The sequence below is a fragment of the Clostridium isatidis genome, from assembly GCF_002285495.1.
Taxonomy (GTDB): Bacteria; Bacillota; Clostridia; order Clostridiales; family Clostridiaceae; genus Clostridium; species Clostridium isatidis.
In genome coordinates, this window is record NZ_CP016786.1 from 639209 (window position 1) to 663678 (window position 24470).

General features: G+C 26.7%; 28 protein-coding genes and 1 tRNA gene. 20 read left to right on the forward strand and 9 right to left on the reverse strand.

What is annotated here, in order from left to right; all coding sequences use genetic code 11:
- Positions 1–123: 123 nt before the first annotated feature.
- Positions 124–1248: a DUF4139 domain-containing protein gene (locus BEN51_RS03025; protein ID WP_119864618.1), complete on the reverse strand. Its 1125-nt coding sequence runs from the start codon at positions 1246–1248 to the stop codon at positions 124–126.
- A gap of 237 nt (positions 1249–1485) precedes the next feature.
- Here BEN51_RS03025 and BEN51_RS03030 point away from each other — a divergent pair, with 237 nt between their 5' ends.
- Positions 1486–1749, forward strand: a complete 264-nt coding sequence (locus BEN51_RS03030; protein ID WP_119864619.1) for a DUF1292 domain-containing protein — start codon at positions 1486–1488, stop codon at positions 1747–1749.
- 16 nt (positions 1750–1765) lie between these two features.
- Entirely contained in the window at positions 1766–2167 is a 402-nt protein-coding gene (locus tag BEN51_RS03035) for a hypothetical protein (protein ID WP_119864620.1), read from the forward strand.
- A 108-nt stretch (positions 2168–2275) separates the two neighbouring features.
- On the opposite strand, the gene BEN51_RS03040 is transcribed toward BEN51_RS03035, so the two are convergent.
- A complete protein-coding gene (locus tag BEN51_RS03040) occupies positions 2276–2476 on the reverse strand; it encodes a hypothetical protein (protein WP_119864621.1) in 201 nt (66 codons plus the stop codon).
- Positions 2477–2734: 258 nt separating this feature from the next.
- On the opposite strand from BEN51_RS03040, the gene BEN51_RS03045 reads away from it, so the two are divergent.
- The 4 genes from BEN51_RS03045 (at position 2735) to BEN51_RS03060 (ending at position 5601) form a co-directional block, all read left to right on the forward strand.
- The gene (locus BEN51_RS03045) at positions 2735–2926 is read left to right on the forward strand and encodes a DUF896 domain-containing protein (protein ID WP_119864622.1); all 192 of its coding nucleotides are present in this window, start codon (positions 2735–2737) and stop codon (positions 2924–2926) included.
- 12 nt (positions 2927–2938) lie between these two features.
- The gene (gene hprK / locus BEN51_RS03050) at positions 2939–3844 is read left to right on the forward strand and encodes an HPr(Ser) kinase/phosphatase (protein ID WP_119864623.1); all 906 of its coding nucleotides are present in this window, start codon (positions 2939–2941) and stop codon (positions 3842–3844) included.
- 35 nt (positions 3845–3879) lie between these two features.
- Positions 3880–5268: an aminopeptidase gene (locus BEN51_RS03055; protein ID WP_119864624.1), complete on the forward strand. Its 1389-nt coding sequence runs from the start codon at positions 3880–3882 to the stop codon at positions 5266–5268.
- Positions 5269–5364: 96 nt separating this feature from the next.
- The gene (locus BEN51_RS03060) at positions 5365–5601 is read left to right on the forward strand and encodes a phage holin (RefSeq protein ID WP_119864625.1); all 237 of its coding nucleotides are present in this window, start codon (positions 5365–5367) and stop codon (positions 5599–5601) included.
- 70 nt (positions 5602–5671) lie between these two features.
- On the opposite strand, the gene BEN51_RS03065 is transcribed toward BEN51_RS03060, so the two are convergent.
- Positions 5672–6508: a PHP domain-containing protein gene (locus BEN51_RS03065; RefSeq protein WP_119864626.1), complete on the reverse strand. Its 837-nt coding sequence runs from the start codon at positions 6506–6508 to the stop codon at positions 5672–5674.
- Between the two features lie 170 nt (positions 6509–6678).
- Between BEN51_RS03065 and folE the strand changes: the two genes are divergently transcribed.
- From folE to folK, 4 genes are read left to right on the forward strand one after another with little or no spacing between them, the layout of a single operon-like run.
- The gene (gene folE / locus BEN51_RS03070; RefSeq protein ID WP_119864627.1) at positions 6679–7236 is read left to right on the forward strand and encodes a GTP cyclohydrolase I FolE; all 558 of its coding nucleotides are present in this window, start codon (positions 6679–6681) and stop codon (positions 7234–7236) included.
- 11 nt (positions 7237–7247) lie between these two features.
- Positions 7248–7721: an HD domain-containing protein gene (locus BEN51_RS03075; protein WP_119864628.1), complete on the forward strand. Its 474-nt coding sequence runs from the start codon at positions 7248–7250 to the stop codon at positions 7719–7721.
- Between the two features lie 28 nt (positions 7722–7749).
- The gene (gene folP / locus BEN51_RS03080) at positions 7750–8556 is read left to right on the forward strand and encodes a dihydropteroate synthase (RefSeq protein ID WP_119864629.1); all 807 of its coding nucleotides are present in this window, start codon (positions 7750–7752) and stop codon (positions 8554–8556) included.
- A 10-nt stretch (positions 8557–8566) separates the two neighbouring features.
- Positions 8567–9397 carry a 2-amino-4-hydroxy-6-hydroxymethyldihydropteridine diphosphokinase gene (gene folK / locus BEN51_RS03085; protein WP_119864630.1) on the forward strand — a complete coding sequence of 277 codons (831 nt, stop codon included), beginning with the start codon at positions 8567–8569 and terminating at the stop codon, positions 9395–9397.
- Between the two features lie 109 nt (positions 9398–9506).
- Here folK and BEN51_RS03090 read toward each other — a convergent pair whose 3' ends face one another.
- Entirely contained in the window at positions 9507–9995 is a 489-nt protein-coding gene (locus BEN51_RS03090; protein WP_119864631.1) for a DUF4883 family protein, read from the reverse strand.
- Between the two features lie 71 nt (positions 9996–10066).
- On the opposite strand from BEN51_RS03090, the gene BEN51_RS03095 reads away from it, so the two are divergent.
- Complete coding sequence (locus tag BEN51_RS03095; RefSeq protein WP_236906247.1) at positions 10067–11161, forward strand: pyruvate kinase; 1095 nt, start codon at positions 10067–10069, stop codon at positions 11159–11161.
- A gap of 474 nt (positions 11162–11635) precedes the next feature.
- Positions 11636–12352 (forward strand): hypothetical protein, encoded by a 717-nt coding sequence (locus BEN51_RS03100; protein ID WP_119864633.1) that lies wholly within the window; start codon positions 11636–11638, stop codon positions 12350–12352.
- Between the two features lie 226 nt (positions 12353–12578).
- On the opposite strand, the gene BEN51_RS03105 is transcribed toward BEN51_RS03100, so the two are convergent.
- Positions 12579–12881, reverse strand: coding sequence for a tyrosine-type recombinase/integrase (locus BEN51_RS03105; protein WP_236906248.1), 303 nt, complete (start codon positions 12879–12881; stop codon positions 12579–12581).
- 278 nt (positions 12882–13159) lie between these two features.
- Here BEN51_RS03105 and BEN51_RS03110 point away from each other — a divergent pair, with 278 nt between their 5' ends.
- Positions 13160–14050 carry a hypothetical protein gene (locus tag BEN51_RS03110; RefSeq protein WP_119864635.1) on the forward strand — a complete coding sequence of 297 codons (891 nt, stop codon included), beginning with the start codon at positions 13160–13162 and terminating at the stop codon, positions 14048–14050.
- Positions 14051–14184: 134 nt separating this feature from the next.
- Complete coding sequence (locus BEN51_RS13785; RefSeq protein ID WP_164704082.1) at positions 14185–14361, forward strand: hypothetical protein; 177 nt, start codon at positions 14185–14187, stop codon at positions 14359–14361.
- Between the two features lie 126 nt (positions 14362–14487).
- Here the strand turns inward: BEN51_RS13785 and BEN51_RS03115 are convergent.
- Positions 14488–14570, reverse strand: a tRNA-Leu gene (locus tag BEN51_RS03115).
- 210 nt (positions 14571–14780) lie between these two features.
- Here BEN51_RS03115 and BEN51_RS03120 point away from each other — a divergent pair.
- From BEN51_RS03120 to BEN51_RS03130, 3 genes are all read left to right on the forward strand, one after another.
- Positions 14781–15071 (forward strand): hypothetical protein, encoded by a 291-nt coding sequence (locus tag BEN51_RS03120; RefSeq protein WP_119864636.1) that lies wholly within the window; start codon positions 14781–14783, stop codon positions 15069–15071.
- A gap of 134 nt (positions 15072–15205) precedes the next feature.
- Positions 15206–16414 carry an NADP-dependent isocitrate dehydrogenase gene (locus BEN51_RS03125; RefSeq protein WP_119864637.1) on the forward strand — a complete coding sequence of 403 codons (1209 nt, stop codon included), beginning with the start codon at positions 15206–15208 and terminating at the stop codon, positions 16412–16414.
- A 204-nt stretch (positions 16415–16618) separates the two neighbouring features.
- Positions 16619–17047 carry an SRPBCC family protein gene (locus BEN51_RS03130; RefSeq protein WP_119864638.1) on the forward strand — a complete coding sequence of 143 codons (429 nt, stop codon included), beginning with the start codon at positions 16619–16621 and terminating at the stop codon, positions 17045–17047.
- Positions 17048–17111: 64 nt separating this feature from the next.
- Here BEN51_RS03130 and BEN51_RS03135 read toward each other — a convergent pair whose 3' ends face one another.
- A complete protein-coding gene (locus BEN51_RS03135; protein ID WP_119864639.1) occupies positions 17112–18344 on the reverse strand; it encodes an aminopeptidase in 1233 nt (410 codons plus the stop codon).
- Between the two features lie 315 nt (positions 18345–18659).
- On the opposite strand from BEN51_RS03135, the gene polA reads away from it, so the two are divergent.
- From polA to BEN51_RS03150, 3 genes are read left to right on the forward strand one after another with little or no spacing between them, the layout of a single operon-like run.
- Positions 18660–21269, forward strand: a complete 2610-nt coding sequence (gene polA, locus BEN51_RS03140) for a DNA polymerase I (protein ID WP_119864640.1) — start codon at positions 18660–18662, stop codon at positions 21267–21269.
- Positions 21270–21283: 14 nt separating this feature from the next.
- Positions 21284–21880 carry a dephospho-CoA kinase gene (gene coaE / locus BEN51_RS03145; protein WP_119864641.1) on the forward strand — a complete coding sequence of 199 codons (597 nt, stop codon included), beginning with the start codon at positions 21284–21286 and terminating at the stop codon, positions 21878–21880.
- A 14-nt stretch (positions 21881–21894) separates the two neighbouring features.
- A complete protein-coding gene (locus BEN51_RS03150) occupies positions 21895–22440 on the forward strand; it encodes a lytic transglycosylase domain-containing protein (protein WP_119864642.1) in 546 nt (181 codons plus the stop codon).
- A 19-nt stretch (positions 22441–22459) separates the two neighbouring features.
- Here BEN51_RS03150 and BEN51_RS03155 read toward each other — a convergent pair whose 3' ends face one another.
- Both BEN51_RS03155 and BEN51_RS03160 read right to left on the reverse strand, forming a co-directional pair.
- A complete protein-coding gene (locus tag BEN51_RS03155; protein WP_119864643.1) occupies positions 22460–23044 on the reverse strand; it encodes a flavin reductase family protein in 585 nt (194 codons plus the stop codon).
- Between the two features lie 107 nt (positions 23045–23151).
- Positions 23152–24450, reverse strand: coding sequence for a D-alanyl-D-alanine carboxypeptidase family protein (locus tag BEN51_RS03160; RefSeq protein ID WP_119864644.1), 1299 nt, complete (start codon positions 24448–24450; stop codon positions 23152–23154).
- Positions 24451–24470: the final 20 nt, after the last annotated feature.

The window sequence follows — 24470 nt, forward strand, 5'->3', positions numbered from 1 at the left end:
ATAATCTCTAAAAGAGATTATAGAAATATAATTTTAGAAACTACGTAGTAGTTTCTTCCTTAACTGTGAACTGCACCTTATAAACTGTAAACTAAAAGATTGTTTCGCAATCTTTATTTATTGTTAATTATTTATATTGTATCGATAAGTAAAAAGAATTTTCTTCTCTGAATTAGCAGGAACAAGAACTTCAAAAATTGGATTTCCATTAGGATCAAGAATAAAATTATCACTGGAGCTTTCCATCTGCCACGGGCTATATATAGCTTCTGATATAGTAACAAAAACATTTTCATCTTTAGTATTAGTAATAATAAACTGTACTTTTTTTAGAGTGTAGTCATTATATCTTATATGCTCAAGAATATTTCTTTTTGCTGTTACATCCAAAGCTTCTCCTATGACTAATGAAACTTCTCTGTTTTCTCCTATGTTTTCAATTGAATTTCCTCCAAGAAATTCAAGTTTATTATCAGTACTTTCATAAAAATATACGTCTCCAGCTGGAAGAGTAAAACCTAGATTATTTTCAATAGTATTAAAAAATTTTATTTTTATGTCAGCCACAAGTTTGGCATATCCAAAATCATAAATTTTATTATAAGAAATATCGAAAGCAGAAAAGTTTTTAATTTTCTTTAATGTGTTGTTATTCAGGTCATACTTATCTGGTAATTTATAAGAATAATAATCACCAAGCTCTTCAACAGTTACGTTGATAGTTTCAATGGCTGAACTTTTGTAGGCAATTATGGAACTTTCTTGTGGTAGTCTAACATTTCCTGCTACAAATTTAATTTCAGCATTTAAATAATCGATTCCTGAATTATTTATCAAATTAAACCAAGATTTTATATTTAGAGTTTCTCTCTCTAATATTATTACATAACTGCTTAACCAATTTATATTTTTTGTTAAATAATAAACTTCTATTTCTCTACAATTATAATTGTTGCCTTTTATCATTATAGAATTTGGTATTAGTTCTTCACAGGATAAACATGAATTAGGAATATTATTTTTATTTTCATTATTAGTACAGCATAAATAGTTAATATTTAAAAAATTGTAGTTAATTCCTAATACCAGTAAGGATGTTTCTATAATATCTTTGCTTATATCAAAGTATTCAATAGTAAGTTCCGATTTACTTTTCCCTAAATTTCTTTTTTCATATATTAAAGCTGTATTATTATAGACGGTGATTGATAATTTTTTATTTTGGTTTTTTGTAGATTTAATATACATAAATATCCTTTCTAAAATTAATATTCTATATATTATATAATTATAATTTTAGTAGGTGTTCTATAATTTTATATAAATTATATTAATAATTGATAAGGTTGAAAAATAATATGTTTTATTAAATAATATTAATGAATAAATAATTTTATATAGAGAATTATATTTTTATATAATATACTAGTAAAAATATTTAATTCGATATAAAATAATTAATACATAATAAAAAAGGAGAAAAAAATGGAAGAGAAGAATATAAATAATAATGAAGTAGAAATAATGAAATTTTTAGATGAGGAAGGCAATGTTGTTGAATTTGAGGCTGTTGCTAGAATATTCTTAGAAGAACAAGAATATCTGCTTCTAGCACCTTTAGATGAAAATTCTGAGGATTTATATGTATTTAGAATAGATATTGTAAATGGAAAAGAAGAATTAAATTTGGTTGAAGATGATAAGGAGTTTTTAGCAGTAAAAAAAGAGTATAAAAAGTTATTGTATTAATTTAGGGGGAAGAAATATGGATTATAATAAAATTTTAAATATTTTATCTGAAAACTATTTAGATGATATTGAAGAATTAAGAAATGAGGAAGATTTATATTTAATTAGATTTTACTTTGATTTTGACCAAGATGTTTTAGATGCGGCTAAAAGTTATGCTAATGAAACAACAGATTATGAAGAGGGAAGTATAGAATGGTATAAAGAAGCCTTCTTACCTTATCTATATGACTATGCTAATGATGAGGTATTAGATATTATTGAAGAAGTTGTTGAAGAATTAGATATATCAGGAGAAGTTATGGCTGTTCAAATTGATCCATCTAATTATGAAACAATGGAATTTTTTGCATTGTTTACTGATTATTCAAATGATATTTCAATTGAAGATTTAGTAAAGGAATATTTAATAAAATAAAAGAATAAAATTAATACCTCTAATCTGAGGTATTTTTTATGTAAAAATAAAGAACTAATATGTTCTTCATTATTAATATCATATTTATATGTTAAAGAAAAACAATAATTATGCAACTTTATTAAGATATAAATTCATTGATTTTTTCTTTAAGTATCTATTATAAGCTTTTCTTTGGGATTTTGTAATAAGCTTGTCTAAATCTTGTGAAAGAAATAAAATAAATTTATTTCTTGGAGAAAGAAATACTAATAAAAAGTTAAGTAACTTTTTACGTATTAGTATTTTTCTTTTAAAGTTATTTGACATTTTAATTTACCTCCATATATTTACAAATTGCTTCTTTGTATAACAATATTATACCAAATAGTATAAAAATGTAAAACAAAAATGTAAAACAAATACAAACAAAATTTTACAAAAAAACAGGAAAATTGAAATGATATAAATTTACATGAAATATTAATACAATATATTTTCAATTATTATTAATGTAATAAGTTGATATTGTCGGAAATAGAAGGTAAAATAAAATAAGAAGTTTAAAAAAACGAAAGGAAATTGAAGATGAATTACGAAAATATAAATATAGATGAAGTAATTAAAAGAATAAATGAACTAGCAAAAAAAAGTAAAGAAGAAGGATTAAATGATATAGAAAAAGCTGAACAACAAAAGTTAAGAAGAATATATATAGATAACATTAAAGGGAGCCTAAAGGCGCATTTAGAAAATATTGAATTAAAAAAGAAAAATTAAAGGGTGATATAATTGTCAGTTACTGTTGAAAAATTAATAAAAGATTTTGATATGGAAATATTAGTAGAAGGTAAAAAGAATATAGAAATTGCAGTTAATGACGTTAATAGACCTGGTCTGCAATTATCTGGATTTTATAATTACTTTGCTCCTGAAAGAATTCAGGTTATAGGAAAAGCTGAATGGAGTTTTTTAGAAGATATGGGGATGGAGCTAAGAAGAAAAAGGATAGATAAGTATTTTAGCTTTAATTTAAAATGTATAGTAATAACAAGAGATTTAGAACCTCATAGTGAAATGTTAAATGCAGCTAGAAAAAATAATGTTTGGTTAATTAGAACTAATTTAGTAACAACTAAATTTATAAGTATGTTAACTATTTATTTAGCTGGACAATTAGCGCCTGAAACAAGAATTCATGGTGTATTAGTAGACGTATATGGTGTAGGTATTGTAATAACAGGCGAAAGTGGAATTGGAAAGAGTGAAACAGCATTAGAATTAATTAAAAGAGGTCACAGACTTGTGACAGATGATGCTGTAGATATAAGAGAAATTGATGGAGAATTAATAGGAAAATCTCCAAAAATAACAATAGGAATGCTTGAAGTTAGAGGAATAGGAATAATAGATGTAGCATCTCTTTATGGGCTAAGTTCTATTTCGCCAGAAAAAGAAATTAATATTTTAATGCATTTTGAACATTGGAAAGATGATGGAGATTATGATAGATTAGGGCTGAATAACGAATATGAAGAGATTTTAGGTGTAAAGGTTAAAAAGTTAAGAATACCAGTGCGTCCTGGTAGAAATATTGCTGTTATAATTGAAGCAGCAGCAGTAAATTACAGACATTCTTTAATGTCAGATGTGACAGCAGTAGATATAATTGAAAAAAGAATGGATAGTATACTATAGTAGATAAAGTTTATTTGTTATTAGGAGGCTTAAAAATGAAAAATAAGGATAGGAAAAGTTCCTGGGAAAAGTATCAAGGAGAAAAAAGAGAAGAGCTATTTAAATTTTGTGATGGATATATTGACTTTCTTTCAATGTGTAAAACTGAAAGAGAATGTATTTTAACAAGTATCGAAATGGCAAAAGCTCTAGGATATAAAGATTTTAATGAAATATTAAAAAATAATGAGAAAATAGAAGCTGGAGATAAGATTTATGTTAATAATAAAGATAAATCTTTAGCATTATTCTTAATAGGAGAAGAACCTATAGAAAAGGGAATGAGAATTGTCGGTTCTCATGTAGATTCTCCAAGACTTGATTTAAAACAACGTCCACTATATGAAGATACAAATCTGGCAATGATGGAAACTCATTATTATGGTGGTATTAAAAAATATCAATGGGTTGCATTACCTTTAGCATTACATGGAGTAGTAATAAAAAAAGATGGCACTAAAATTAATGTAGTAATAGGAGAGGATCCAAGTGATCCGGTTATAGGTATTTCGGATTTATTAATTCATTTAGCTGGAAAACAGCAACAAAAGAAAGCTAGTGAAGTAATAGAAGGGGAAGATTTAAATCTTTTAGTTGGAAGTATCCCTTTAACTGGAGAAGAAAAGGATGCGGCTAAAGCAAATATATTAAACATATTAAAAGAAAAGTATAATTTTGAAGAAGAGGATTTCGTTTCAGCAGAAATAGAGGTAGTTCCAGCAGGAAGAGCAAGAGATTATGGCTTAGATAGAAGCATGGTTATAGGTTATGGTCAAGATGATAGAGTTTGCGCATATACTTCTTTAATGGCATTATTAGATTTAGGTAAAACTAAATATACTTCTGTAGTTTTATTAGTAGATAAAGAAGAAATAGGCAGTGTTGGAGCTACAGGAATGTATTCAAGATTTTTTGAAAATACAGTAGCAGAAATTATGGATAATATAGGTGAATATTCTGAATTAAAATTAAGAAGAGCTTTAGCTAATTCAAAAATGCTATCTTCAGATGTTACAGTGGCTTATGATCCAAATTATCCATCTGTTTTGGAAAAGAACAATACTGCATACTTTGGAAAAGGAATTGTCTTTAGCAAATATACTGGTGCAAGAGGAAAATCAGGATGTAATGATGCTAATCCAGAATATATTGCTTGGTTAAGAAATATAATGGATAAAAACGATGTGGATTATCAAACTGGTGAGCTGGGTAAAGTAGATCAAGGCGGCGGCGGAACAATTGCATATATATTAGCTCAATATAATATGGAAGTTATAGACTGTGGCGTTGCTCTACAAAATATGCACGCACCATGGGAAGTTTCAAGCAAGTTTGATGTATATGAAACAATGAGAGGCTATAAGGCCTTCCTAGAAGAAGAATAAAAATAAAAAAGGTTGTCAAAAAGACAACCTTTTTTATTTTTACTTCACATATTTTAATACTTGTGAATATAATATACAAGAAGAGGGGGCGAGAAAATGAAAATAGATACAAGTAGATTTAAAAACTATGGATTTTGGGTTTCAATATTTGCTCTAATTCCAATGGTTTTAAATACTTTGGGAATGGAAATAATTCCAGAGCAATATGAAACTATAACAACAGCTATTTTAACAATACTTGTGGCCCTTGGTATTCTTAATAATCCAACCACTGAATGTAAGTGGTATAGAGATGACCTAAAAAGAATAGAAGATGAGAATAAAAAGGTATAAGGTATAAAAATAGCAAATAAAATGGGGGCTATGCAAAAAAGTGCAAAGCACTTTTTTACAAGTGCTCCTTTTAAATTATCTCTTTCGTCCAGCTTAGCATTTTTAATATATGTTCCTCTTGAGGAATTATTACATCTCCTACATTACCATGTCTAGTATCATTTTCAATTCCATGATAATCAGAACCGCAGGATATGTACAAATTATTTTCTTTAGCTAAATTGATAAATCTTATAGTGTCAATATCTTTATTCTGATAATAAATAGCTTCAATACCGTCAAATCCGAGCTTTAATAATTCTTCTATTGGAGATTTTTTTATTAGGACTGGATGCGCTAAAAAGACAATTGCATTATATTTTTTTAGTAATCCTACTCCTTCCTTGGTAGTAATTTTAGTAGATGGTATATAGGCAGGACAATGATTACCAATGAAGTTATTAAAAATATAGTCATGATCGTAAGGATAGCCGGCATCAATAATTGCCTTAGCTATATGAGGTCTTGCAATAGTATCCTTTCCATAAGATAAAACATGTTTTACATCAATTTCTATATCATTATATTTTTTTAAATTCTCTACAATTTTATAAGCTCTTGCAATTCTGTTAGCTTTAAATTCTTCTAGTATTTTATTTAGTTCTTCATTCTTGTAAGATTCTTTATTAAAAAAACCTAAAACGTGAATAGATTCACCTTTATGTTCAGTAGATAGTTCTATTCCAGGAATAAAGTTAATATTAAGTTTTTCAGCTTCTTCTGAGGTTTCATTTATCCCAGAAAGGGTATCGTGATCAGTTAAGGAAAAGAAATCAAGTTTTCTTTCTTTTGCCATTTTAACTATATCTTTAGGGAGGTATCTACCATCAGAGTAGGTAGAATGTATATGTAAATCACAAAGAAACATTAATAATCTCCTTTCAATTAATGTTTATATAATTATTTTAATCTTTTTTTGTATTATGATATAATCAATTCATTAAAGGTATTTTAACATAATAAAAGGATTTTTAATACTAATTAATGAATTTTAAATAATTTTGTTTAGAATATACAAATGGATTGATGAGGAGGAAAATGGCCTTGAATAAAGAAAAAATAATTGAAGGAGTTAAATTAATTTTAGAAGGTGTTGGTGAAGATATAAACAGAGAAGGCCTTATTGAAACACCAGATAGAATTGCAAGAATGTATGAAGAAATATTTTCTGGTTTGAATGCGAATGCAGAAAAAGAATTATCAAAAACTTTTGAAGTGGATGAAAACAACTTAGTATTAGAAAAGGACATTACTTTTTTTTCGATGTGTGAGCATCATTTAGTACCTTTTTATGGTAAGGCTCATATTGCATATATTCCAAAAGGAAGGGTAGTTGGACTTTCAAAGTTAGCAAGATGTGTTGAAATTTATGCTAAAAAACCTCAGCTGCAAGAAAGATTGACAAATGAAATTGCAAATGCAGTAATGAATTATCTAGATGCAGAAGGTGTTATGGTTGTAATAGAAGGAGAGCACATGTGTATGGCTATGAGGGGAATAAAAAAACCAGGTGCAAAAACCTTAACCACAGCATTTAAAGGCTGTTTTAAGGAAGATTTTAATTTAAGAAAAGAAGTATTAGATTTAATAAAATAAAAGGGGATATTATGGAAAGGGTAAATAAAATATTAAATCATCCTAAATACAAAAAGCTATTAAAAGAATTAAAAGAGTTAGAAGAAAAGAGAATTTTTTGTAAGCACTCTTTAATTCATTTTTTAGATGTAGCAAGGATTGCTTATATTGAAGTATTAGAAAAGGGACTAAATTATAATAAAGAAGTAATTTATGCAATAGCCCTTTTGCATGATATAGGGAGAGTAAAGGAGTATAGGGAAGGCATTCCTCATAATCTAGCAAGTGCTGAAGTTGCTAAGCTTATATTAAAAGATTTAGACTTTTCGGAAGAAGATAAAGATATGATTGTAAAATGCATAATCGATCATAGAAAGGAAAATTCAAATTCTTTGTCAAAAATTATTTATAATGCTGATAAATTTTCAAGAAATTGCTTTAATTGTGATGCTAGAGATTTATGTAAATGGTCTGAAGATAAGAAAAATAAAACTATAAAATATTAATAATTAGAATACGGGGGGTTAGGTTAGGATGAAGATAGGAAATAAAGTATTAGATTTTAATAAGAGAACGTATATAATGGGAATATTAAATGCTACACCAGATTCCTTTTCAGATGGCGGTATTTATAATAATATTGAAGCAGCATTAAAAAGAGCTAAGGAAATGGTTGAAGAAGGAGTAGATGTTATTGATATTGGTGGAGAATCCACAAGGCCAGGAGCAACTTATGTAGAAGCAGAAGAAGAAATTAATAGAGTTATTCCTATAATTAAAGCAATAAAAAAAGAGTTAGATGTTCTAATTTCTATTGATACATATAAGAGTCAAGTTGCAGAAGAAGCTATAAAGGCTGGGGCAGATATAGTTAATGATGTCTGGGGTCTTAAAAAAGATAAAAATATGGCAAAGATTATTGCTAGATATGATGTACCATGTATCCTGATGCATAATCGTGATGAAAGACCTTATGAAAATTTAATGAGAGATTTATTAGAAGATCTGTATGAAAGTATTGATTTAGCTAAAAAGGCTGGAATTAAGCAAGATAAAATAATATTAGACCCCGGAATTGGCTTTGCAAAAAACTATGAAGAAAACTTAGAAGTTATGAATAACTTAGAAAAAATAGTTGCATTAGGTTATCCAGTTCTTCTTGCAGCTTCAAGAAAAAGAATGATAGGATATACCTTAGATCTTCCAGTAGATCAAAGATTAGAAGGAACTTTAGCTACAACTGTAATAGGAATAATGAAAGGCTGCCATATGATTAGAGTTCATGATGTTCTTGAAAACAAAAGAGCAGCTTTAATGACAGATAAAATAATAAAAAAATAGAGGTAGTTTAATGGATAAATTGTATTTAAAGGATGTAGAAATTTTCGCTAATCATGGAGTTTTTAAAGAAGAGAAAGCCTTAGGGCAAAAGTTTATTCTTTCTCTTGAATTAGAATTAAATCTTAGAGAGGCTTCAAAAAACAATGATTTAACTAAATCAGTTCATTATGGAGAACTATGTCATGAGATAGAAAAGGAATTTCAAAAGGAAAGTTATGATCTAATAGAAACTGCAGCTGAAAAAATAGCAGAATATGTATTATTTAACTACAATTTAGTTAAAGGAATAAAAGTATTATTAAAAAAACCTTGGGCACCTATTGGAAGACATTTAAACTATGCTGCAGTGGAAATAGAAAGAAGATGGAATACTGCTTACATAAGTCTTGGAAGCAATATAGGAGATAAAGAGAATAATATTAAAATAGCTATTAATAAATTAAAGGAATGTAAAGAAATTAAAGTTACAAAAATATCTTCTGTAATAGAAACAGAACCTTGGGGATATAAGGAACAAGATACTTTTAAAAATGCTGCTATAGAAATTAAAACTATTTTAAGTCCAAAGGAGTTAATGACAAGGCTTTTAAATATTGAAAAAGATATGAAAAGAGAAAGAATTATAAAATGGGGACCAAGAATTATTGATTTAGATATTATTTTATTTGAAAACATAATAACAACAGATGAAGACGTAACTATTCCACATCCAAGGATGGAAGAAAGGCTATTTGTTTTAGAACCTTTAAATGAAATAGCTCCTAATGCTATTAATCCCTTAAGTAGAAAAAGAATTTCTAAAATTTTAGAAGAGCAAAAACAATTAACGACTAATAATTAACAGTTAAAGAAAAATCCTCTGCAAAGCCAGAGGATTTTTCTTTATAATTCAGCAAAGCTGAATTGTTTTATAAATTTTGAATTTTACATTTTGAATTGCTTTTGAAGCTCTATCCTTCAAAGCCTTTTGCTACTTTTTTTATATATTCACAGAACTTATATAAATTATAGTAATCAGGGATGTCTTCCATGGATAAAATATCTTCTTCATAGATGCCATCCCAAGGATAAATAGAAACAACTTCTTCATCATAGATATTTATTATGTATTTAAAATCACTAAACTCTACTATTAATTTAAATTTAGGAGAAGAATTTATTTCTGTTTTTGCTTCAAAATTTTCTGTTTTTAAGGCATCAAAAAATTCTGGTAGAATGCTATGTTCATTTTCGTTGACATCATAGGAAACATAGAAATCCATGTCAAAAACTATTAATTTATACTCTTCATTACTCATTAATCTTCTATATATTTCATTTGTATAATAGTCAAGGCTTGGTTTATTTTTTGGTTTTGAATATTGAGCTGTATTTATATTACAAGATACAAATAATAAAGGAATAATCAAAATAACTATATAAGAAATAAGTTTTTTCATAGTACCCTCCAAAATGGTTTATATAAATAATTATTCTTTTACATATAAAAATAGAACAATAATCTGAGCTTATGAATAAAATAACTAAAGGAAAATGTAATAAATCAAATAGAAGTGTAGTAAAAATAATTAATAATAATATATGGGAGAGTAATATGTATATAATTGCAACAGTTGGACCTAAAACTTTAGATAAGTGGATTATTAAAGAACTTATGGAAAATGGCATAAATATACTAAGGTTTAATTGTTCTCACTTTAATAAAGATGATTTTGAAAAAGTTATTGTAAAAGCAAGAAATATTAATAAAAATATAAAAATATTAGTGGATTTATGTGGAAAGAAAATTAGAGTATCTAAAGAACTTAAATATATATATAAAATTTATAATAATCAAGAAATATATTTTTGCGGAGAAGATTTATATAAGAAAATAGATATTTCTAAATATCAGTATAATAAAATAATACCATTAAATATAAAAACAAATGAGATAGAAGAAAATAATATTGAAGCAATATCAATAAAAGATAACACTATGAAATTTAAGATAATATCAAAGGAAAATGGTATTATTAAAGCAAAAGTACTTAAGGGAGGTATTATTAGATCAGGGAAGGGATGTAACTTATCAAATTTAAATATTAGGCGACCAATATTAAGTGAAGAAGATGAAAAATATGCTTTATGGGCTATAAAGAATAGTGCAGATATAATATGTCAGTCTTTTGTTGAGAGTCAAAAGGAAATTGAAATTTTAGAAGATATTATTAAAAAGCAAGGCAGCAGTAAAATTGAAATTTGGGCTAAGGTAGAAACGCCAAAGGGAATTGATAATTTAGATGAAATTTTTAATAAGGTAGATACAATTGTATTAGGGCGAGGTGATTTAGTACCTGAAGCCGGAATTCTTCAGGCAGTTAAGCTACAAGATCTTGCAATAAAGAAAGCTAAAATTAATAATAAAAAAATTATAGTTGCTACCCGATTATTAAATAGTATGAAAAATGGACAATGTCCTAATATTAATGAAATTGAGGGAATTTATTATTTCTTAAAAAATAATGTAGATGGTTTTTTATTAGCTGGGGAAACTTCTATTGGAAAAGCTCCTGTAGAAACTGTAGCATTATTAAATAAGGCGATAAAATATTATAATAGCTAGGAGAGAAGGATGGACAAAAAAATAAAAAAAGTCATAAATTTAGTTCTTTGGCTGCTATTAGGCGCAGCAATGATATATTTAATCTATATATCCTATATTTTCTTTTATAGGATTTAAAAAAATACATATGCATTATCATATTTTAAGTACTAAAACATTTATTTTTATAGTAAAAATAAATTTAATATATCCTTTGTAACAAAAATGACAAATATAAATGATAATATAAAAATAAGTTGTTAGTGCATATAGTAATATATAATTATCCCCTTATTTAAAAAATGATATCCTTTTTTGGATATCATTTTTTGCTTTTAAGTTATCATTTTTATAAAATAGTTATTTATAAAATAATATAAAATAATTTAAGAATTTATCAATCAAAAAAGTCTTATTATTCTACATATTATTGTAATAATTGATGAAATTTGATAAAATATTATATGTAAATAATGGAAGGGTGCTGTAGTTAGTATGAAAAAATATATTGTTATCATTATTAATAAATTAAAAGATAAATTAAATTATAATATAAAAATGAAGGTATCCATAGTTATTGCTTATGTACTAATTTTGGCTGTAGTAATAGTTACAGGCACTATTTATTCAAGGAAAATGAATGAGAAGTATATTAAAGAAAAAGGAAGTTTAACATTAAAAAAAGATAATTTAATTAGTCAGAATGAAGAAGATAAAATATTAAAGGATAAAAAGGAAGAAGATTTAAAGAAAGAGAAAATAAATGAATTGAAAGCAAAGATACAAGAATTGGATCCTTTTTATGATTTTATCGAAAGTTTTGAAGATATAGATGAAGAGATTAAGTATTATGAGATAGTCTATAACGAATTATCAAATAAATCTACTGAAGAAAATGAAACTACTGAAGAAGAAATCAATGAGCAATCTGATTATTATTATGAGGATACTGTACCAGCTACACAATACCCAGATATAGAATACCTACCTGCTTCACCAACTAATCCGCAGCATCAAGAAACACAGAACAATGATCAAAATCCTATTGAAGAAGGAAATGAAGGAAGAACTGAAGATCAAGATCAACATAACACCGAACAATCAGCTGAAGATAGTAGTGAGGAAACAACAGGAACTAATGAAGCTGTACAATCAATAAATAATATGAACCAAGAGGGAATGTCTTCTGAAGAAAATGATGAGCAAGACTAGCTAACAAAAACTAATAAATGTATATAAAAAAGAAGTACAAATTTGTACTTCTTTTTTTGGTGCCGGCAGTGGGAAACAAAACTATTGTATGTAGTAGCTTGTACTAATTCTTATAATTGTGATATTTAAAGCATTTGTCAGTTTTTGATATATTGTTGGATTTTACTATTTAGTGCTTTCTTAGTACTAAAAATAGTACTAAAAATAGACTGATTTTTAAATCAGTCTATTTAAACATATTATTTATTTTGTCATATTCTCTTATGTTTTTATCTTTATTTATTTCTGCATATATTAACATAGTAGTTTTTGTATCAGCATGACCTACCCAATCCATAACAGTTTTTAAATTAATATAATTACTAATGCAGTTAGTAATGAATATGTGTCTTAAACTATGATAATTAATATTTGAATCTATTCCAGCACGTTTAAATGCAGCTTTTAGACGTCTATTAGATTGTTTCTTGTTTATATAATCACCGTTATCCTTGCAAAAGATTAATTTATTATCAAAATATAGTTCCACATATTTTAATTTGTTTTCCTTATGTCTTTTTATTAATTGAGAATAACAAATGAAAAATTTAAAAGAAGAATAAGTTATTGAAATGATATTATTTCGTAGTTAGTATAGCGAAATAGTATTTTTTATTTACAATGTTTACCAATAATAAACTAATTTACTATAGTCAAATTGCTATATAAATAATGTGTTGTAAAAAGGAAAAAGAACTAATTTATAGAATATGTAAATTATTATTAATATATAGAATATTTATAATTATTTTTGAGGAGGCGTTGAGTATGAGAAGTAGAAAACCAAAAATAAGAATGGAATGGTGCTATTACTTTGATGGTACGAAGAAAAAGAGGTTAAATGTTAAAAATATTGAGAAGGAAGATTATATTGTAAAATATAGGGGTAAATTAACTTGTATAGAAGGGTGTGATGCAAGAATAAAGTTTACTCCTAAAAAAAATGGGAAAAATTTTTTAAGCACTTGGAATAAAGAAGGATCCAAACATAAGCTAAATTGCCCATACCATATTAACTACAATAATGTTGTAAATAGAAAAAAATTAATAGAAGAAGAAAAGAAAGTTAAACCTAATGACATTCAGATTCAGAGTTCATTAAAGAGAAAATTAAAAAACTTACTATTGGAATTTAATGAGGCCGATATACCTAAGGAGAAGCTTTCAACAAGTGAAATAAATAATATAGGAGTTGGAAAAGCAATAAATAAGATCGTAGATAAAGATGGAGTAAGCGACAAAGAAGCTTCTCAAAGGATAACATATATGGAAGCCGAAACAATTAATATGGCTTATAATGAACTTTGGCGAGGTGTAATAGGAAATGTTGATAATGTGCAAACTGGTTTAACAGACGGGGTTTTTTGGGGATACATAAATTTAAAAAATCAATACAATAGAACAAATATATATTTTCCAGAAGCTTATTATGAGGGAAATGAGTTTAAGGCAAATAATCTTGAAAAGACTTTGAATATAATAAAGGAAAGCTGTAACGGTAGAGAAAATAACATTATTATTACGTGTTATGGGGAAATAAAGCATAAGAAGAATACAAAAAATGATTATAATATTAATATAATAAACCCTATGCACATATTAGTAAATGGAATGACAATGGATGAGATACTTAATACAGGTAAAATTAAAGAATTATAGTATTCAATAATATATTAAAATTAGCAAATAGAAAGGTTTAAAGAAAATATACTTATAGAAAGGCTGGAGTAATGTGTCTAAAGTAATAAAAATATCTATAAGTTATTCAGAACGTAAAAAAATGAAATGGGTAAATGGGATATACCTTGTCAGATATCAGCAAGATATTTAAACTTGAAGAGAATAGATGTTATGGAGATGAAGATTGGATCTCATTAGATGTTATGACGGAAAATGATAATCATGAACATAAAAAATATGTGAAATTATTATTTCAAAAGATGATTTATACACAGCTATTAAAGAAATAGAAGAAAAAGAATTCTAGTTGTAGAGTTCTTTTTTGTTTGTAATGAAAGTGGGAAAAATAGTAGGAAACAAAAATGACTTTATCAAAGAGTGTTTAAACTTAATGATAAAGCCATTTTTTTATTTTTTGGTGCCGGCAGTGGGACTCGAACCCACATGGTTTCCCGCATGATTTTGAGTCATGTGCGTCTGCCAGTTCCGCCATGCCGGCAAAGAACATATAAATTATAACAAAAAATATGGTAAAGAGCAAGAAAAAATTTTATAAGTTTTTTGATTTATTGATACAATTAATATGTTTATTGGAAATGTATTATATGGTTTTAATAAACTTTTAATAAAATATTTATTATCTTATATTGGAAAAGATATTTAGCTATGTTATAATATAATTACCAATAAAATAAAAAGGCGGGTTAATATGAATAATAGATTTAAGACAGGATTATATATTATGAGTGGAATATTAGTACTGTGGATAATATTAAATTTAGCTATAAAAATATTAGTTTGGCTATTACCATTTATATTAGTTTTGTATTTAATATTCATAATAAAGAGATATATTGAAAGGAAAAGAAATAAATACTTAAATGAGATGAAATATAATTCAAAGGATGATGATATAGATTTAATTGAATCTAATTCAAATATAATTGATGATTCAATAACTGAAGTGATTGAAGTTGAATATACAGAGCTTGACAAATAAGTTATAAATAATTTTAAATTTTAGAAAAGAGGCTTTTATAGAGCTTCTTTTTTTTAAAATTATGAAAGATTGTTGTAATAATCTTTCATTTATTATATAATAAACTTAAAAATTTATAGAATGGGGGCAAAAAAATGAATAAAATAGCAATGAAAACACCATTAGTTGAAATGGACGGAGATGAAATGACTAGAATTCTTTGGGGGATGATTAAGGAGGAATTATTAAATCCTTTTATTGATCTAAAGACAGAATATTATGATTTAGGACTTGAAAATAGAAATGAAACTGATGATAAAGTTACTATAGATGCAGCAGAAGCAATAAAGAAATATGGTGTAGGTGTAAAATGTGCAACAATAACACCCAATGCCGCAAGAGTTAAAGAATACAACTTAAAGGAAATGTGGAAAAGTCCTAATGGTACTATAAGGGCAATTTTAGATGGTACAGTGTTTAGAGCACCAATTACAGTAAAATCTATAAAACCTTATGTTAAAGGGTGGGAAAAGCCTATTACTATAGCTAGACATGCTTATGGAGATGTATATAAAGATATAGAAATGAAAATACCTGGAAAAGGAAAAGTAGAATTAGTTTATACTGATGAAAATGGAAATGAAACTAAGGAATTAGTTCATAATTTCAATGATGCTGGTATAGTGTTAGGAATGCATAATTTAAATAAATCAATAGAAAGCTTTGCAAGAAGCTGCTTTAATTATGCTTTAGATACAAGACAAGACCTATGGTTTGCAACAAAAGATACAATATCCAAAAAATATGATCATACCTTTAAAGATATTTTTCAAGAAATATATGATAATGAATATAAAGAGAAATTTGAAAAGGCTAATATAGAATATTTTTATACATTAATAGATGATGCGGTAGCAAGAGTTATAAAGTCAAAGGGTGGATATATCTGGGCTTGTAAAAATTACGATGGAGATGTAATGAGTGATATGATTGCAACAGCCTTTGGTTCTCTTGCAATGATGACTTCAGTTTTAGTTTCACCAGAAGGTTATTATGAATATGAGGCAGCTCATGGAACGGTTCAAAGACATTATTATAGACATTTAGAAGGAAAAGAAACTTCAACAAACTCTGTAGCAACTATTTTTGCTTGGACTGGAGCTTTAAGAAAAAGAGGAGAATTAGATAAGTTACAGGATTTAGTAGACTTTGCAAATAAATTAGAAGAAGCAACAATTCAGACTATAGATGAAGGTTATATGACTAAGGATTTAGCTATGATTTCAGATCTTGATAATATTACTATTACAAATTCAGAAGAATTTATTAAAGAAATAAGAAAAAGATTAGAAAAGAAAATGTAGATATATAAAAAGATATAATATAATTAATAATAAATAGAGAATGTTTTTATAAAGAAGAGTGGCTGAGCTCTTCTTTTTTGTAGTTTTTATTTATATCTTAAATATTTCTTAGCTTATTTCTTATGTAAATGTTATAATTTATATAGTTAGATAGCATATAATTTTTTAGTATAAATATAATAGAATTTTAAAGGGGAGAAGACTATGAAAGGCTATAGCAGTAAAATTATAATAGATTATCCAATTGAAAAGGTATTTAAAGTTTTTATTGATATAAATAAAAGAGAAATGCCTAGATTTAATAAAAAAAATCCAACAGAAACATCATATTCAAGAGTAATAAAACAAATTGGAAAAACAAAAATTGAAATGATAACAAAAGTTACAGGATATGAAAAAGATAATTTATATGAGGTTACAAGTACTGTAGATGGAGATACTTATATTTCTAGGTATGAATTTAAAAAGATAAATGATAATAAGACAGAAATAACTTTGATAGAAAGGCAAAACACAGGTTTAATTTCAAAAATATATATTATGTTTAAGGGAATTACAGCTAAAAATAAATTAAAAAGAAAATTAGAAAAAATAAAAGAGGGAATAGAAGAGGAAGTAAGTAGAAGAGGATAGAATATTTGATAATTGAAATGGACAATTGCCAACTGTCAATTGTCCATTATCTATTGTATATTGATTAAATTGCCCAATTTCCATCTAAAAATATTTGGATTTTTTCTCCATCCTTATTTATTCCTGTAATATTTAAATCTTCAGTTCCTATCATAAAGTCTTCATGAATAATAGAATCATTAGCCCCTTTTGATAGTAATTCCTCTTTTGTCATATTTTCTCCATTTTCTATATTTATTGGATAGGCAGCGCCAAAAGCTAAGTGGCAAGATGCATTTTCATCAAATAAAGTATTATAAAAAATTATATTTGATTGTGATATTGGAGAAGCATAGGGAACTAGAGCAACTTCTCCTAAGTAACTAGCCCTTTCATCTGTTTCTAACAATTTCTTTAATGTATCATAACCTTCTTCAGCAGTAAAATCAACTACCTTACCAGCTTTAAAAGTTAATTTAAATTTATCAATAACATTACCACCGTAAATTAGTGGCTTTGAAGAAACTACAGTACCATTAACGGCGTCTCTTTTAGGCATGGTAAATACTTCTTCAGTAGGCATATTAGCATTAAATTCTAAACCATTATAGCAATATTCAGAGCCTCCTCCCCAAATATGTCCTTCAGGAAGCTCTATTGTAAGGTCAGTTCCTTTGCTATTTGTATAATGAAGACTTTTAAATTTTTGATCATTTAAGAATTTTAACTTTTCATGAAGTTTAGCATTATGTTTATCCCATGCCTTTATTGGGTCCTCTTCATAAAGTCTAACAACCTTAAAAATTTGATCCCATAATTTATTTACAGCCTCATCGGTAGAAACATCTTTAAATACTTTTTTAGCCCATTTTTCAGTAGGAACTGATATAACTGTCCAACGTATTTTATTAGACATTGAAAGTTCATAATATTCCTTTAAGGCTTTTGAGCGAGCTTGTTGATAAGCAGATACCTTTTCAGCAGGAACACCTTTATAGGCATCTGGATCAGAAGCTGATATCGATATTACACAGCATCCTTCTTTAGCATATTTATTGTAAGATTCTGAAAACCACTCAGGCATATTTGATAAAGTTTCAATAGATGCATTTTCTAATGTAAGTCTTTGTATGACTTGATCAGAATAACGCACTATAACTTCTTTTGCCCCTTCTTTATAGGCTTCTTCAGCAATTGCTCTAGCAAAATCATAGCATTCAATAGGAGTATTTATCATAAGTACTTGATTTTTCTGAAGATTTACTCCTTTTTTTACAGCTAGGGACGCATATTTTTTTAGCATATTATTAATGTCCATATTAATCACCTCATTTTGTATTTATTAATATTTTTACATATTGTAGTAAAATAGTCTAGTAGAAAATAATAAGGTATAATTTACCTTGAGATTAAGAATAATTATTAATATAATAAGTTGAGAAGTTTAGAGTTAATATTTAAACCTTTAAAAGTTAGAGTAGATAAATAAAATTATGTTGTTTTCTAGAAAAACAGAATATTTTTAGTTGAAGAATTAAAAAATATTAATTTTTATTTAATGATATAATAAAAGAAAGATAGTATAATTGAAAATATTAAAATATTAAGGATATTCCTTAATTTGGAGGGAAAAATGGAAAGATTATTAATTTTAGATACTAATTCACTATTGAATAGGGCTTTTTATGCTATACCAGATTTAACAACATCAGAAGGTATTCATACAAATGCAGTTTACGGTTTTTCTAATATGTTATTAAAAATGAAAGAAGAACTGAAACCTGATTATATAGTGGCGGCTTTTGATAGAAAAGCGCCAACCTTTAGACATTTAGAATATAAGGATTATAAAGCTGGAAGAAAGAAAATGCCAGAGGAACTTGTAGAACAATTTCCAATAGTTAAAGAGTTATTAAAATTGCTTTCTATTAATATTTATGAAATAGATGGTTTTGAAGCTGATGATATTATTGGTTCCTTAGCAAAATTTGCAGAAAAAAATGGAATAGAAGTTTATATTGTAACAGGGGATAGGGATGCTCTTCAATTGGCTTCAAAGAATATTAATGTAGTAATTACAAAAAAAGGAGTTACAGAAACGGCTATATATAACGAAGAAAAATTTATTGAAGAATTTGGGGTAACTCCAACACAATTTATTGATGTTAAAGGATTAATGGGAGATAAATCAGATAATATTCCAGGAGTTCCAGGAGTAGGTGAAAAGACTGCATATAAGTTAATTCAAACCTATGGTTCTATTGAAGAGGTTTTAAATAATATTGATAGTATCGCAGGGAAAAGAATTAAGGAAAATCTTGAGAATTATAAGGAGCAAGCAATTTTTAGCAAAAAATTAGCTACAATAATGATTGATGTTCCAATAGAATTTGATTTAGAAGAAATAAAAAATAAAGATAATTATGATGTTGATGGACTAAGAAAATTTATTTTTAAATATCAATTAAAATCCTTACTAAAAAGAATTCCAGATTTAGAAGAAGAGAAAAATGAAATAAATGAAACAATAGAAACAATAGAAATAAATACTTATGAGTCTTTTGTAGATTTAGAGAATAATTTAGAAGAAAATTGTTACATTATTTACGATGTAGTAAACAAAGAAAGATATTCTAAAATTGAATTAGAAAAATTATATATACAAAATAAAAACAAGGTATATTTAATTAATTTTAAAAATATATTTGAAGGAAATACCTCTTCAGTAAATGTTTTAAAATCTATTATGGAAAATGAAAAATTATTAAAAATAATCCATGATGGAAAGGCTTTAGTAACTATATTAAATAAATTAAAAATAAAAATTAAGGCTTTTAAATTTGATACAGCTATTGCAGCTTATTTAATTGATTCAGCAAAGACATCCTATGCTCTAAGCACTTTAATAAACGAGTATTTATTAGAAGAAATGACTGGAAATGAAGATGAACTTAAAATAAGAACTTGTTTTAAACTAAATAAAGTTTATGAAGTTTTAGAAAAGAAGATAAGAGAAGAAAATATGGAAGAACTTTATTATAAAATTGAACATCCATTAATATTTGTATTATCTTCTATGGAATCAATAGGTTTTAATGTAAATGAAGAAAAATTAAATGAACTTGCAATTAAGTTTAAAGAAGAAATTTCAAAAACAGAAAAGGAGATTTTTGCTTTAGCTGAAGAAGAGTTTAATATTAATTCTCCAAAACAGTTAGGTAAAATTCTATTTGAAAAGCTAGATTTACCTGTTATTAAGAAAACAAAAACAGGTTATTCAACTAATGCAGAGGTTCTTGAAAAGCTTCAAGATAAGCATGAAATAATACCGAAGATAACTTACTATAGACAGATTACTAAATTGAATTCAACTTATGTTGAAGGTCTTAAAAATGTTATTGATGAAGATGGTCGTATACATTCAAGTTTTAATCAAACTGTTACTACAACAGGAAGATTATCAAGTACAGAACCAAATCTTCAAAACATTCCTATAAAATACGAAATGGGAAGAGAAATTAGAAAGGTATTTATTCCAAATGAAAAAGGAGATTTTTTGTTATCTTGTGACTATTCACAAATTGAGCTTAGAGTATTAGCCCATATGGCTAATGATAAAAATATGATAGATGGCTTTAAGCATCATAGTGATATTCATAGAAAAACAGCTTCTGAAGTATTTAAAGTGCCAATAGAAGATGTAACACCTTTAATGCGAAGCAGAGCTAAGGCAGTAAATTTCGGTATTGTTTATGGAATAAGTGATTTTAGTCTTGCTCAAGATTTAAATATAACAAAGAAAGAAGCAGGGCAATATATGGATATATATTTTGATAGATACCCTAAAATCAAAGAATATCTAGATAATACAATTAAAGAAGTGAAAGAAAAGGGATATGCATTAACTATATTAAATAGAAGAAGGGCAATACCGGAATTAAAATCCTCAAATAAAATTGTTAAGGCACTAGGGGAAAGACTTGCTATGAATGCGCCTATTCAGGGAAGTGCAGCAGATATTATTAAATTAGCAATGGTAAATGTTTATAAGAAAATAGAGGAAATGAATTTAAAAAGTAGAATAATATTACAAGTTCATGATGAACTTATATTAAATGTAAAAAGAGATGAATTAGAAAGTATAAAGGCTTTAGTTAAAGAGGAAATGGAAAATGTTTTAGAACTTAGAGTACCTTTAGAAGTTGATACAAATGTAGGTGAAACTTGGTATGATGCGAAGTAGGAGGTATTACTTAAATGATTAAAATTGGATTAACTGGAGGAATTGGTTCAGGGAAGAGTACTGTATCTAAAATGTTTCAAGATAAAGGTTTTAAAATAATTGATGCTGATATAATCGCTAGAGAAGTACTTGTTAAATATCCAGAAATACTTGATAAAATAAGAATTAACTTCGGAGAGGCTTTTTTTGATTGGAAAGGAGAGTTTAGAAGAAAAGAATTTGGGAATCATATTTTCAGATTTCCGAAACAAAGAAAGAAGTACGAAGAAATAATAATTCCTTATATAAAGAAGGAAATCTATAATGAATTAGATAGCTATGAAAAGTCTAAAGAAAAAATAGTTATATTAGATGCGCCTACTTTAATAGAAAATAATCTTCATAAGGATATGGATTTTGTTATTTTAGTATGGGTAGATAGTAACACTCAGATAATAAGAATAAAAAATAGAGATAAATTATCGAGGGAAGACATATTAAACAGGATTAATTCACAAATTCCTTTGGATAAAAAAAGAGATTATGCAAATATAATAATTGACAATAGTAAGGACCTTTTAAAAACTAAAGTACAAGTAGATAAAATAGCAGATTTTTTAAATGTAATATAAAGTAAGGAGTTGCAATGAAATTTAGACGTATATTAACTATTCTAATTTTAATTTTAGTTGTATATTTTAGTACTACATTTATTATGAAAAATTATATATTTCCCTATAAATACTCAACATATATAGAAAAGTATAGTGAGGAATTTAATGTAGATCCATATTTAGTTTTAGCAATGATAAAAGCAGAAAGTAATTTTAATAATAAAGCTGAATCTAAAAAGGGAGCAAAAGGCTTGATGCAAATAATGGATAGTACAGGAGAATGGGCAGCTAAGGAACTAGGCATAAATTATTTTTTACCATCTATGCTTTTTGATGAAGATTTAAATATTAGGATGGGATGCTGGTACTTAGCAAATTTAGAAGAAGAGTTTGGAGATATTGATTTAGTAATCGCTGCTTATAATGGAGGAAGTGGAAATGTTAACAAGTGGTTGAATGACGAAGATTTTTCTTCTGATGGAGAAAAACTTGATTACATTCCATTTAATGAAACCAAAAAATATGTAGATAAAGTTAAAGTATACTATAATATATATAAATATCTTTATGAAAAATAAAAATAATTAAAGCAGGTTTTTATTTTACCTGCTTTTTATTTTTCTTTTTAATTGAATAACCAAAAGAGCCTAGAGGTTTTTGATTAATACCAAAATATTCACCGTGATTATAACAAATTAAATTTGCTTTATTAAAGCATATCTTACCTTTTTCATCTATTATAGCTTCATCTACTTTTATATTAATAACATCTAGTAAAAATAAATGATGACTTCCAAGGGGAGTAATACTTTTAAGTTTGCATTCTAAAGCTACTGGAGATAATTCTAGTGAGGGGGTTTCAATTGAAACTCCCTCATTTAATTTATATCCAAAATGTTTTATTTTATTAATTTTTCTTCCTGAAGTAACTCCGCAGTAGTCTAAAAATTTTACCATTTCTCTTGTAGGAAGATTTACTACACATTCTCCACTTTCCTTTATATATTCATAAGAAAGGCGTTCGGGTCTAATACCTATTGCAATTATAGGTGGTTTTGTGCATACAGTGCTAATCCAACCTACGGTAAAAGCATTCACTTTATTTTCTTTATTTTTACTAGTTATAATTACCGCTGGAGTAGGGTTTAACATAACACTTCCTTTAAAATTTTGCTTTTTCATAAACATTTCTCCTTTATTATATATCATATTGGATTATAACATAAAAATGCTGATTCGCAACATAAGCTACGAATCAGCAAAAATACATTTTTATTACGAATTTATTTTTAATATCTTCTTCTCCTTCTTCTATTTTTCATACTAATTATTTTAGTTATAAAGATTATTAATGCAATAATAATTACTATAACTAATAAAGCTAATAGATATATTGGAAGATTAGCTTTTATTAAGTCAAAAGCAGATAATCTTATGGAAGCAGATACTTCTTCACTATATAAACCTGATGAATAAGTTAACTTAATATTCTCTTTACCTGCCAATTTCCATGCATCTTTTTCTTCATCATTGTAAGAAATAGTAGCATGTTCATCATTATAAGAATTTTTATAATAATTTACATTTGTATTTAAAATTAATGGTGCAGTGACAGTTTTTTCAGGACCAAAGAATCTAAAAGTTTTATATGTTAAATCAATAGTTCCTATTTCTTCTCCTGTATTTTTATAAACTTGCTTTTCTGCTGAGTAACTATAGTCTGCTATTTTTTCGGTGTCTTTAAATACATTAAGACCATCTACTCCATATTCAGATTTTAGTACTACAGTAACTAATTGTCTTCCATCTCTTTCATAAAATCCTACAAAACAATGGCCAGCTTGCTCTTCGGTTCCAGTTTTACCACCGATATTTCCATTTTTGCCGATAACCTTATTTCTAAATTCAATAAGCATTGATTGATTACCTAAAGATATAGAAATGTCTCCTGACTTAGGAGCAATAGTTTCACGAATCCAATCATTTTTAAAAGCTTCCATTGCAATAACGGCTAAATCAAAAGCAGTTGTTTGATTAATATTAGTACTTGATGGATTTAAAGGATCAATCTCAAGGCCAGAAGGGTTAAAGAATTTAGTTTTTTCAAGCCCTAAAGTCTTAGCTTTATCATTCATCATTTTAACAAATTCATCAACAGTACCAGCCACATTTTCTGCCATTAAATATGCTGTATCATTTGCAGAATATATCATAACTGCTTTCATCACATCATCAGCAGAAATTCTGTCACCTGTTTTTGCATCAATAAAGTTATTTAAAGAAGTTTCTGTAATTTTTTTTGCTGTATCTGTATAAGAGATAATATCTGTTTTGTTTCTATTTTCTGCAAATATTAGGGAAGTCATTAATTTTGTTGTACTAGCTGGGGCCATTATAGCATCAGCATTTTTTGAATAGATAACTTCTCCTGTTTCTATATCCATGGTAATTGCAGCTTCACCAATTATTTCTGGTTCATTAATTGAAATTTCCTCAGCCTTAACTTTATTGAAGTTGCTTGTAAAAGGTAGAATTAATGAAAGTGCAACAGCTAGAGATATATTTTTTAAAATGTGTTTTCTTTTCAATTTTATTTCCTCATTTCTAA